The organism is Paenibacillus sp. J31R30, from assembly GCF_059692115.1.
The window spans coordinates 447,306-458,827 of record NZ_JCAUAV010000002.1 but is presented as its reverse complement, the minus strand read 5'-3'; the positions used below and the strand labels follow the sequence as shown (position 1 = coordinate 458,827).

Annotated in this window: 10 protein-coding genes; 6 read left to right on the top strand and 4 right to left on the bottom strand. The window is 48.0% G+C overall.

All coding sequences use genetic code 11. From position 1 onward, the window contains the following. Nucleotides 1-541: 541 nt before the first annotated feature. Nucleotides 542-2,794 (bottom strand): FAD-dependent oxidoreductase, encoded by a 2,253-nt coding sequence (locus AC58QO_RS07965; protein ID WP_497264766.1) that lies wholly within the window; start codon nucleotides 2,792-2,794, stop codon nucleotides 542-544. A 168-nt stretch (nucleotides 2,795-2,962) separates the two neighbouring features. Here AC58QO_RS07965 and AC58QO_RS07960 point away from each other — a divergent pair, with 168 nt between their 5' ends. Beyond that, a complete protein-coding gene (locus AC58QO_RS07960; protein WP_497264765.1) occupies nucleotides 2,963-3,796 on the top strand; it encodes a helix-turn-helix domain-containing protein in 834 nt (277 codons plus the stop codon). Here the strand turns inward: AC58QO_RS07960 and AC58QO_RS07955 are convergent. Beyond that, on the bottom strand, nucleotides 3,791-4,384 hold the full coding sequence (locus AC58QO_RS07955) for a TetR/AcrR family transcriptional regulator (protein WP_497264764.1): 594 nt from the start codon (nucleotides 4,382-4,384) through the stop codon (nucleotides 3,791-3,793). The two genes, AC58QO_RS07960 and AC58QO_RS07955, sit on opposite strands and share 6 nt — an antisense overlap. Nucleotides 4,385-4,542: 158 nt before the next feature. Between AC58QO_RS07955 and AC58QO_RS07950 the strand changes: the two genes are divergently transcribed. From AC58QO_RS07950 to AC58QO_RS07930, 5 genes are all read left to right on the top strand, one after another. Next, on the top strand, nucleotides 4,543-5,433 hold the full coding sequence (locus tag AC58QO_RS07950) for an ABC transporter ATP-binding protein (RefSeq protein ID WP_497264763.1): 891 nt from the start codon (nucleotides 4,543-4,545) through the stop codon (nucleotides 5,431-5,433). Continuing rightward, nucleotides 5,430-6,242, top strand: coding sequence for an efflux permease Rv1217c-related protein (locus AC58QO_RS07945; protein ID WP_497264762.1), 813 nt, complete (start codon nucleotides 5,430-5,432; stop codon nucleotides 6,240-6,242). The genes AC58QO_RS07950 and AC58QO_RS07945 overlap by 4 nt, the downstream gene beginning before the upstream one ends. A gap of 138 nt (nucleotides 6,243-6,380) precedes the next feature. Further along, nucleotides 6,381-7,133 (top strand): hypothetical protein, encoded by a 753-nt coding sequence (locus AC58QO_RS07940; protein WP_497264761.1) that lies wholly within the window; start codon nucleotides 6,381-6,383, stop codon nucleotides 7,131-7,133. Nucleotides 7,134-7,161: 28 nt separating this feature from the next. Continuing rightward, nucleotides 7,162-7,830 carry an NAD-dependent epimerase/dehydratase family protein gene (locus tag AC58QO_RS07935; protein WP_497264760.1) on the top strand — a complete coding sequence of 223 codons (669 nt, stop codon included), beginning with the start codon at nucleotides 7,162-7,164 and terminating at the stop codon, nucleotides 7,828-7,830. A gap of 4 nt (nucleotides 7,831-7,834) precedes the next feature. Further along, a complete protein-coding gene (locus AC58QO_RS07930) occupies nucleotides 7,835-8,041 on the top strand; it encodes a GNAT family N-acetyltransferase (RefSeq protein ID WP_497264759.1) in 207 nt (68 codons plus the stop codon). Nucleotides 8,042-8,135: 94 nt separating this feature from the next. Here the strand turns inward: AC58QO_RS07930 and AC58QO_RS07925 are convergent, their stop codons facing one another. Both AC58QO_RS07925 and AC58QO_RS07920 read right to left on the bottom strand, forming a co-directional pair. Next, the gene (locus AC58QO_RS07925) at nucleotides 8,136-10,211 is read right to left on the bottom strand and encodes an amylo-alpha-1,6-glucosidase (RefSeq protein ID WP_497264758.1); all 2,076 of its coding nucleotides are present in this window, start codon (nucleotides 10,209-10,211) and stop codon (nucleotides 8,136-8,138) included. Nucleotides 10,212-10,229: 18 nt separating this feature from the next. After that, nucleotides 10,230-11,516 (bottom strand): MFS transporter, encoded by a 1,287-nt coding sequence (locus AC58QO_RS07920; protein ID WP_497264757.1) that lies wholly within the window; start codon nucleotides 11,514-11,516, stop codon nucleotides 10,230-10,232. Between the last annotated feature and the right edge of the window lie 6 nt (nucleotides 11,517-11,522).

Sequence of the window (11,522 nt, the reverse complement as noted above, 5' to 3'; positions counted from 1 at the left end):
ACAAGGCAAATGGAGTTGCTTAAGTCGATAAAATCGAGTTACGCGTGACGGGCAAGGCAAATGGAGTTGCGTAAGTCGATAAAATCGAGTTACGCATGGCGGACAAGGCAAATGGAGTTGCGTAAGTCGATAAAATCGAGTTACGCATGGCGGACAAGGCAATTGGAGTTGCGTAAGTCGATAAAATCGAGTTACGCGTGGCGGATAAGGCAATTGGAGTTGCGTAAGTCGATAAAATCGAGTTACGCGTGGCGAACAAGGCAAATGGAGTTGCTTAAGTCGATAAAATCGAGTTACGCGTGGCGAACAAGGCAAATGGAGTTGCGTAAGTCGATAAAATCGAGTCACGCGTGGCGGACAAGGCAATTGGAGTTGTGTAAGTCGATAAAATCGAGTTACGTGTGGCGAACAAGGCAAATGGAGTTGCTTAAGTCGATAAAATCGAGTTACGCATGGCGGACAAGGCAAATGGAGTTGCTTAAGTCGATATTTCTTATCTGTTGAAAAAGTGGATGTCCCAAAGGACACCCACTTTTCTCACCTACCCATAAACCCGCACCTCAACCACTTCCGCACATGGACAACCGTTCGTCGCTTCCACAACAAGCCGCAAGCGATCGGTAGAAATGGCTGCCTCCAATTGCAACCTCCTTGTACGCTTGCGATTGTTCGTTACACGCTGCAGTACCGCCCAATCTCCATCGACCCAGGCCTCCAAGCGGTAGTCCTTCACCAACTCAGGTCTTACTTCATCACTCGTTCTAAACGCGTGCAGATTAATTAAGTCCTCATGCACATTATCATTAAAAGTCACTTGTATATGCCGCAGAATATGTGTTTCGTCCCAGCTTAGCGCCAGCCACTCTTCTCCCGCTGAAGTCATTGGATCTGACATCCACTGATGTGGAGCCCCATATGGGCGCAAGTAGCCATTCGTCACCTTCTCCGCAGAGAAGGCACTTGTTTCTGATGCGAGCCGGAAGCAGATTGGCTTGCGATCCACGCCATTCTTCATGCTCCACTGTACAACCGGCTGATCCGGTTGATGATTCTCCAGCTTCGGATCAACAATTGGCTTCGTGCCGCGTACAAAGGAGATCGCTCCTGTATGTTGTTGATCGGAGTGGTACACAACCACATGCTCATTCGCCCTCACGATGACGAATGCATTCTGCTCTACGTCAGGCTGCCAGCTGAGCGGAAAGCTAATCCACTGCCGTTCGCCTGCCTGCACAGCTGCCTCAGCCTGCAGGATCATCCGCTTCGGCACATAGTTCTCCGCTCTGCCCGTATCCCACAGCTCAACCTGAAGAGTCGTTGCTTCGCTTACATCGACGAGCAGCTCAAAGCCATTCAGCTGCGGTGCAACTGGGAATAACACAGCCACATCGTTAACCAATCGCCTAGGTTCCACGGCACGTGACACACTTAACTGCGTTAGTGTCGTCGACGCCTCAACGCTAGCCAGCCTTGCGAGATCCTGCTCATCCTCGTTGCGTACACCGATCAAGGAGGCATCCTGCCGGAGCAGCACCTGCTGCAGCTCCTTACCATGCTTTTGAACCAGCTCACGCGGTGTTATGTGCTTCTGTACACATAGGGCCGCGCCGGCACCTGCCGCCTCTCCAATAACCGCGCAGGTCGCCATGACCCGCGTCGTTCCAAAAGCCACATGAGAGGCGCTAATATTTCGCCCAGCCATCAGCATGTTGGACACATTAACGGAGTACAAGCTGCGAAACGGAATATGATAGATGCCGTCCGCATGCAAATGCTTGGAACCGCTCTCCGTCGAATACATCCCCTGCGGCGGGTGCAAATCAATCGACCATCCGCCGAAAGCAATGGTATCCTCGAACCGCGTTTGAGCCAGAATGTCATTCTGGTTCAGCATATAATCTCCGATGAAACGGCGATATTCTCTTTTGCCTGGAAGAGCCCCCACCCATTCAAGCGTCATGTTCACCGAATCGAATTGACCTGAATTTTTGATATAATCCCAAATCCCATAAATAACCGACCATAATTCGTCCCGAATGCGTTCGTTCTCATGGACCGTGTCCAACTCGCCGCCCCACTCAATCCACCAATAATGGCAGCCGGAATCGCCGCTTCGGATCACACGTTTAATCGGAATCGACGTTATTGTAATATCTTTGGCGAAGCTCGGCGGATGATACTTAACCGGGTGACCCACATCTTTGGTATAAAATAAAATCGTACTCCCTAGCGTGATGTCATCCGCAATTTCGGGTGCCCACTCTTCTTGAAACTCTTCCCGAGCCTCTCGACCGATACGAAATTTCGCACCTGCCAAGAACCCGATAAGTCCATCTCCTGTACAATCCAGGAAGACATCGCTTTCGAAACGAATACGCCGCTCGGAACCCATCATCCATCCAGTCACAGAGCGAATGACACGATTGTCCTCATCCCCATCCGCTTCCACCTCATGCACATCTGTATTGAGGAAAAGCTGAATATTGGCCTCAGCACGTACGGCCTCGAGTACAATAATATCCCAGATATACGGATTTCCATCTGGATTCTGGTACTGATTCTCTACGAACAACTCGCCCATGATGCCTGTTTCGCGTGCATAGCGATTAATACCGTGAGAAGTTGCGCCGCAAACCCATACGCGAACCTCACTGGATGAATTCCCGCCGAGTACGGGTCTATTTTGAATCAGAGCCACCGTCTGACCTAGTCTAGCAGCAGCAATCGCTGCACACACACCAGAGAGTCCGCCGCCGATGACCGTGATATCCCTTTTTACCAATTCTTCTCTCATTGGATAACCTCCATGAAATCTGTGATTACCCTCATTTTAAAGGTTTGGCAGCGCTTAAAGCCATGCACGCTTTTAACAAGAACTTATACAAAATTTCAATATTACGCTTCCTTCCACTCGGCTTATCCACTATGATAAAAGGAGAAGACTACGAGAGGATGGCAGGCTATGCAACCACAAGAAGCAGCACGGGTGAGACCACAACTGCTCAGCCATATGTACTGGAAGGAGAAGACAGCTTTCCAACTCCATGAGGATTCCAATGAATTTTGGGTCCTGTTTGCTGTGGAAAATGGGAGCTTTACCTACCAGATCCAAGAACACAAGGGAACAGCTGTTTTCGGAGATATTGTGCTCTGTCCGCCAGGGGCTATTTTTCGGAGAGAAATCGTTCAGCCCTTATCGTTTCATGTCATGCTGCTGCAATGGGGAGATGAGGCAGGACATCCACTGTCCCTTGAAAACAACATCATCCCTGCGGGAAAAAGCTCGATTCAGGATCTTAATCGGCTGTCTTCTAATTATGTCTATTTGAAAAAATGGTTCCAACATGCGGGAACCGTTGCCTCATCCCTTCGTCAACATGTGCTCACCGACCTCTGGATGCAAGTTGTCGAGGAGGCTTACTCGGCTAGCCCTGATGCGGTTTCTCCTTGGACACCAAGTGGCCAGATAAGTACGGACACGCTTATTCAAGGGGCCACACAACGCCTGCATGAGCAAGCGGCATCCACCTGCATCATGAAAGATATCGCAAAGGAACTGGGTTTAACACAGGTGCAATTTACCCGCAGATTCAAAAAATCGACCGGCATGCTGCCGATCGATTACTTAACCACGCTTCGTCTGCAGAAGGTGCAGAAGCTGCTGCTGGACAGCGATATGACTTTACAGCACATCGCTGGACAATGCGGCTTTGAGAACGAGTTTTATTTGAGCCGCGTGTTCAAAAAACGCATGCATGTAACGCCTTCTTCCTATCGCAAGCTGCACCGCCTATGACGATGACCGTACGCCGTAGAAAAACAGATGCACCATTTCCTCAATGAGCGATTCCATGTTGCCACGCTGCTCGGCATAGGCGATCATCGTCTCTGCCTGGTTGGCCATCATTTGCATATACATCATGATCGAGGAGGTGGAAATTTTCTCGGTGATCTCCCCCGTTTTTTTTCCATCTTCGATCAGCTTGACAACCAATGGAATCCCCTTCGTCATATACTCCCCTTGAATAAAATTCGCAAGCTCAGGATCCTCCTGCCAAACCTGCTTCATCATCTGAAGACCGAACGTTCGTGACGATTCCTTCTTTTGGAAAATGATAAATTCGATCTTCTCCTTCAAAGAATGCTCAGCGGTCAGGAACGCCTCAAACTCCGCAATCGTCTTTCTTATATAAGCGATATACACCTCACGCACTAGAACTTCTTTACTCCCAAAATAATTATAAATCGTCACCTGCGATACCCCTGCCGCAGCAGCAATATCCGCAATGCGCATGGTCTGTGCGTTTGCCGTTTTCAAGAGCTCTAAGGTTGCCGCCATGATTTTATCTTTTTTTTGCTGCGCTCTTTTTTCGTAGCCGTTCATTTGCATCACCTGATTATTAGAATAATGAAATTATAACACAAATATATTTCATAAGTATTGACGGCATGAACATTCAGGAGTAACATTAGTTTTGAAATACTTACGTAAAAATATTTCATAACTTAGATTCATTGCTTTCATTATGGAGGTGGCCGCTTATGTTGACTGTTCAGCAGTTAACCAAAACCTTTCCGAATGGGAAAGGTATTTTCGATGTTTCTTTCGCGGTTAAAAAGGGTGAAGTATTCGGATTCCTTGGACCGAACGGGGCCGGCAAGTCGACGACCATTCGGCACATTATGGGCTTCATGAAACCCGAAAAAGGGACCGTACAGGTTGCGGGCCTCGATACATGGACCGAGCAGGGCACCGTGCAGCGGTATCTCGGCTATTTGCCAGGTGAAATTGCATTTATTGAAGGCATGACAGGCCTTTCTTTTCTAAATTTCATGGCTGAATTACAGGGGATGAAGCAAATCGCATGGCGGGAGGAGCTCATCGAACGCTTCCAATTTGACGTCAAAACACCGATTCGTAAAATGTCCAAAGGGATGAAGCAGAAGGTCGGCATCGTCGCCGCATTCATGCATCAGCCTGAGGTTATTATTTTGGATGAACCGACTTCTGGACTGGATCCACTTATGCAAAAGGTCTTTATTAACTTGGTTTTAGAGGAGAAAGCTCGAGGTACAACCTTCCTGATGTCCTCCCACAGCTTCCAAGAAATCGAGCGGACTTGCGATCGAGCTGCCATTATTAAGGACGGCCGCATCCTCACCGTGAAGGATATTCACGAGCTGCAATCGATGCAGCGCAAGCTTTTCGAAGTTACGTTTGAACGCGTAGAAGACGCGGAGACATTTGTGAAAACGTCTGGTATCGCCGTTGAATCGCGAGATGGCAATCGAGTGAGAGTGGCCGTACAAGGAGAGTATGCACACTTTCTAGCGGCTACGTCTCAGTACGCGATCCGTAACCTGGATGTTTTTACACAAAGCCTCGAAGACGTGTTCATGAACTACTACGACCGGAAGGGGACGATCGCATGAATAAAGCGCTCTATAAGCATATGATGAGCATTCATATCAAATTGATGATGAACTATGCGTTCGGCTCCGCCTTCTATATCCTGCTCATGTTCTGGTTATTTCCTAGCTTCGCTAACAATAACGCGGCTCTCGATGAGATGCTCAAAAGTCTGCCGCAAGGACTGACGAACGCCTTCAACTTGGGCAGCGGCTTCGGAACGGTGGAAGCTTTCATTTCAGGCGAATATTATGGCTTGTTGCTCGTCCTCATCCTCTCCATTTTTAGCATATTATTCACCACTCAGCTGATGTCGAAGCTTGTGGATCAAGGTGCAATGGCCTACTTGCTCGTCGTTCCAACGACCCGTGGGAAAGTAGCGCTGACACAAGCCGTTGTTTTTGTGACTGGGCTATTTCTGATTATGTCGGTTACGACATTGTGCGGCTTTGCGGGCTATGCGATTTTCATCGGGGAGTTAAGCGATTTTCACGGGGGAGCTTACGTAGAAATGAACATTGCCGCCTTCCTGCTCTTCTTCGCCGTAGGCGGAATCGCCTTTCTAGTCTCTTCCCTCGCGAATGACGAGAAAAAAGCGCTGGGGATTTCAGCGGTACTGACGTTCGGATTTTTCAGCCTCGATTTTCTCGGAAAGCTTAGTGACCAAATCGATTGGATGCGCAATTTGAGCTATTTCTCCTTGTATGATCCCAGTGGTGTAATTGGCGGTCAGGCTAGTCTGACCTTCCCTTGGTTGTCATTGGCTGCCCTTGGCATCGTTACCTACGCAGCGGCCATCGTGCTTTTCCGTAAACGAGATTTGCCACTGTAAAGATAGTTCAGTTAGAAACCGTTCTACTAGCAGCGAAATGCTGTTACTGGGGCGGTTTTTATTGCTAGAAAGCCTATACGAAGTGACCTAAAATTAGTATGATACTAACATCACAACTAGGAAAAATGAGGAATTCATATGACAGACAAGCTTCTAAGAATGCCGCGCTGGATCGGATTTCTCATTATTGTGGCGATGCTTTCACTCGGCACGACCCTAACCGCCTTTTCACCGCTTTACGCAAATGGCATTATCAACGTTATCATCCCGATTGGTATCTTACTTTTCTTGCGAGCCGATTTTTTTGAAAAGTTAAAGCTATCGACACTCGTAATAGGTAGAGTACTAGTCGTTCTAACATTTCTAGGCTTTTTCCCAAGCGACTGGCTTGTCCCGATCATTGTGTGGTTGTTACGTATTAACATCCTAGAAGCTGCGCTGACTGATTACAAAAACAAGAGTTACTATAACGTCGTTACTGGCCTTGTTCTCATCGCTACTTCCTTTGTAATCACGGGTTCATGGCTTGGCAGCTACTATATCACGGTTAACGAAGCTATGATTTTCTGGGCCATCGCGTATACACTATGGAATTGGGATTTCGTCATTTACACGTTTAAACAGCAGATTGGTTTCTTTCATATCACCGTGTTGGCAACCCCCTTGCTGCTCGTTTGCCTCACCTTCAATCCAGGTTTATGGCTCATCATGCGGGCTAACTCGTTGACGTTTGCGGGTATTTTTCAAATTTCAGGAAAAGCTTATATCGAGTCTTATCTGGCTAGTCCTGCTATGCAGCGTTTCATTCTCTCAGTCAAAAAGCAACCCGTGCAACTAAGCCTACTGGTGATTAACGTTATCCTATGTCTACTAGCAGTTCTGCTCTCTTAATTGATATGCGAAAGGTGGCACCCTATCTATGAACGTTCTCATTTTTGGCGCAACAGGGATGGTCGGACAAAGCGTCCTGCGTGAATGTCTGCTCGATCCTCAGGTTAACAACGTCGTATCCATCGGTCGAAGCGCTACACATCAGTCTGTACCGAAGTTCCGTGAGCATGTCCTCAAGGATATCACCGATCTGTCAGCTGTTACGGATGAGCTTTCCAGCATAGATGCTTGCTTCTTCTGTCTCGGCGTTTCGTCTGTGGGCATGAGCGAGGAGAAGTATCACGCGATCACCTATGATCTGACCATGAACATTGCCACCACGTTAGTCAAAATCCAGCCCAAAATGACCTTCGTCTACGTGACGGGTGCTAGTACCGACAGCACCGAGCAAGGCAGCAGCATGTGGGCACGTGTAAAAGGCAAAACGGAAAATGCCCTCCTCAAACTCCCTTTCAAGTCGGCCTATATGTTCCGTCCAGGAGCTATTCTGCCGAGGAATGGGGTCAAATCCAAAACCAAGCTATACCAGACCTTCATTGTCATCTTGCGTCCGATTTTCCCGCTATTACATAGATTGTTTCCGACTTCCGTCATTGACTCCGAGCAGATTGGCCGCGCTATGATTTCCGTCGCACGAGTTGGATATCCGAAAGCCATTCTAGAAAGCACAGATATTCGCGATGCGTCGGGGAGATAGCGGGTTGGGGCTCTCCATCAAAGAGTTGAAAGAATTCGATGATAGATTACTTTACTTAGAAGAGATGAGTCTAGCGGAAGGACATCGGCACACATTAATTCTATTTACAGATAATCCTGCCGCTGATGCTTTCTATCGAAATCTTGGCTTCAGCAGCTGTTCAACGATGGGGAAAGCCTCTCATTATCTGGATTTACATATTCCGAAATAATAAAAAAGCAGTGAGTCACATGATGTGATCACTGCTTTTTGGGTTTGCTAGGATTACGAGCCTGTTTCACTACCAGCTAGGTTTCATGTGAAAACTACGCTCCCAATTCCCCCACCACAAATGGATGCTCACTCGCTCCACTCTCCGACTGTATCGTCCAAACCCCATCCTGGTAAGCGATGTGGTACACACTTCCGCGGAAGTGGATATGCTCCATCGTGAAGTTCCCCCAAGGTGGAACTCTCAGATGAACCTTCTCCGCGTCTAAGCTAGGAAGCATCCCTATGCCTCCCATTAGCATCGCCGCGGCAGGCATCGAACTCCAGCCTTGCAAGTTGGAGCCTTTGCCATAGGTCGGACCGTAATACTCCACTGGCGTCAGCCAGCCATTTTCCATGGACACTTGGAACCAGCGCGTTAACGGATAGCGCCACTCGGCATCTCCGCTCATCAGCTTGGCAAGCGCATAAATGCCATCCCAATACGGCCAATCGCCGCCATTGTGGTAACGGTAAGGTGCCATGCTTTTCTCCACCTGATGGTGAACCTGACGATAAAACGGGAACACCGTCATGACGCCCCAGTCGCCGTACTGCTGCTCTGCATTATTTCGTGTTTCCAGCTGTGCGGTCATCTGCTCAAGCAGCTCCGCCTTATCCGCCGCATCCAACAAATCGAAAATGATCAACAAGCTCAGCTCGACGGACATATTCGGTTCCACGAAGCCGTTGCTATTTTTATAGTTAAAATAGCCATGCTCACGGATCAGCTTCTGCAAGCTCTCCTTGGCAGCATGATACAAAGCGCCATATTGCTCAGCTTTTTCCGTGTCGCCTACAGCAGCGAATATCTTCTCCGACGCAAACAACGCACGGCAATACAGTGCCGAATCATACAACACATCGCCTTCGCGATACACGTTGTCTACCCAGTCTCGGCGATTATCCGGCTTCTTCGTCAGCGACGAACCTGCCTTGTCAGCTGTATGTCGAAGTAAATAGGCAATGCTATTTTCCATATGCGACCTGATGGTTCTGCCATTCACACTTTCATCCAGCAGCGCGAAGTCATGTGTCCAAGTCAAATAATCATGGATCATCAGTACGAAGAAGGATGGCGAGTCGAAATGGTCCGGCCAAAACGGCTCATACCTCCCGCTCTCCTGATGATAGATCACTGCGCTAGGGCATTCACCGTCAACACCAATCCCTTGTGCCAAGGTTAAGATCTGTCCTCGTATCCGCTCCGGGTGGTACGGTAGACTCGGAAGTAATGTCCAATACCCATCACGGAAATAGGTCCGAGGCGGACTTTGATAATCGATCCCGGCAAAATACCCCGTAAACCCCTCCCCCAACTGCTTGTAAGAGGAAATCGATGCGTTCAAGCTATAGCCATACAACGCATTCAGCTCGCTGTCTTCGGAGTGAAAGGTTTCCTTCAACCACGTATTGGCCTCATCGACTTCAGCAGCATACACTGTCCAGCTCTCTAAGTGGGCTTCTGCCGAAGCGCGATCGTACCCGACACTTGCCGCGCTGAGCAGCCAGACGATTTGTCGTGTCTCCCCCGGCTGGATCGTGATCTCATGATGCAAATTCAAGCGATTTTCCTCGTTGAGCGTGAAGGAAGTTTCTTCGTTACTTGCCATATGAACGATGAAATCCTCAGCCAGTTGGAACTCCAAATACTTATGATCCACGGCTCGGAATGCCGTCCCGACCTGTCTAGTCTCTCCGAGTTGTCTCAGCTTCTCCATATGATACGAGATCATATCCACTTCAAATCCGACATGCAAATCCAGCTGAGCCGCCTTTGTGCCTTCATTTTGAACATCATATACAACAAAAAGAACATTCTCGCTCGGATGACTAAACAACTCTGTACGCATACGAGTATCCGCGTAAGCTTCGTACGTGATTTGCTGCTTTTTCCCGATACAAACAACTTGCTTCTTTGCGGTTAGTGGCATAGGGTGACCATTGATCGTCCAGCCTGAATACCAAGAACCTTCCTTCACAATCTTCCATTTGCCTGCCACAGAATATTTACTGATACCACCAACACCATCGAACTGCCCCATTAACTGATCGTTGGCGATATCATACGTTACTGGCAGGTTGCTATCCCCTTCTGAGCAGGAGCCTCCCCAAATCGGTACATGCTTCATATCCCTCTGGGTCTCCTCCTAACTGTTTGCGCCTCTAAGCTTCTTCTCGGAGGATTGATATTTTTTCAGACAAATGTAGGCGATCACCAAAATTAGAACAGGCAAGCCACCAATCAGAAAACGGAAACCGTGGATGGCGCTTGTAACCTGAACTTCCTTATCCGCATCAAATCCGCTCGTTGCAAAGAAAATTCCCATAATGCCATATTGAATGGACATACCGATTCGGATGATAAAGCCGTTCACTCCATAGTACATTCCTTCACGACGACGACCTGTTTGCAGTGCATCGAAATCAACAACATCGGAAAGTAGAACGTGCAGGGAAAGCATGAAGCCTGAAACTGGAATACCCAGTAGAGCACCAATAATAATAACCGTTACGGTCGAATCGGCAAAAAGGAAGCCAAGCGAGATGATCGCATACAATGCCGATGAAATCATCGCTACCCGAACCGTCGATAAACGCACGCCGCTTTTCGCCCAGATGAAGGACATCGGAATGGCCACGATAAACACGGCGCCTAGGAACAGGGAGTTCTCCGTACCATTTAACACGACGACGTATTTCGTATAAAAAGCGGTTAACGAAACGAACATCGTCGTCGTTAATTGAATCAATAAATTCGCTACGACGTAGGAATTAAATAGCTTATTTTTAAACGTCTGAACCGTTGCTTCTTTAAAATGAAGGGGCTCTGACTTGCTAGCAGCCGGGTTCTCAAAGGAACCATATAGGGAGACATATAAGGAAATGACTGCAATAATCGAAAATATCCCTGCCATGAGACCCCAACCCAAGGAAAGTCCTAAGGATTTCGCAAGCGCTATCCCAATGATCATCCCGATGATGCTGAACATTTGCTGGAAGGCAGACACTTGGTAGCGATCCTTCTTGGTCTGATACATTTCTGGAAATAACGCACCTGTGTTAAGTCCAATGAACGAATAGATCAAATCAAAGAAGAACGTTAATGTGAAAAAGTAGATTAACAACATAGTCGTGCTGCCCGCGGGCGGATTAAACAAGAAAAAGAAAAGCACACCAAACGGCAAGCTTCCGAACAGGATATACGGAATGCGTCTGCCGAAGCGCGTTTTCGTCCGGTCACTCACATAGCCTGCAACCAAATTGAAAATGGCATTCAGGAAACCGTAAATAATCATCCCGATGGAGATCGAAGTTCCAGAGACATTCAAAACCGTAACATAATAGAAAACAGCAATGGCACTAAAGGCTTGCCACAAGACGCTAAGTCCAATTTGATTCGAGCTGTAAGCGAGTTTTTTGGATAGTGAAATCATTGGACT

Coding starts and splice junctions, on each gene's coding strand:
- AC58QO_RS07935 (WP_497264760.1), top strand. CDS start 7,162: ATGAACGTTCTCATTTTTGGCGCAACAGGGATGGTCGGACAAAGCGTC.
- AC58QO_RS07925 (WP_497264758.1), bottom strand. CDS start 10,211: ATGAAGCATGTACCGATTTGGGGAGGCTCCTGCTCAGAAGGGGATAGC.
- AC58QO_RS07940 (WP_497264761.1), top strand. CDS start 6,381: ATGACAGACAAGCTTCTAAGAATGCCGCGCTGGATCGGATTTCTCATT.
- AC58QO_RS07965 (WP_497264766.1), bottom strand. CDS start 2,794: ATGAGAGAAGAATTGGTAAAAAGGGATATCACGGTCATCGGCGGCGGA.
- AC58QO_RS07950 (WP_497264763.1), top strand. CDS start 4,543: ATGTTGACTGTTCAGCAGTTAACCAAAACCTTTCCGAATGGGAAAGGT.
- AC58QO_RS07920 (WP_497264757.1), bottom strand. CDS start 11,516: ATGATTTCACTATCCAAAAAACTCGCTTACAGCTCGAATCAAATTGGA.
- AC58QO_RS07945 (WP_497264762.1), top strand. CDS start 5,430: ATGAATAAAGCGCTCTATAAGCATATGATGAGCATTCATATCAAATTG.
- AC58QO_RS07955 (WP_497264764.1), bottom strand. CDS start 4,384: ATGAACGGCTACGAAAAAAGAGCGCAGCAAAAAAAAGATAAAATCATG.
- AC58QO_RS07960 (WP_497264765.1), top strand. CDS start 2,963: ATGCAACCACAAGAAGCAGCACGGGTGAGACCACAACTGCTCAGCCAT.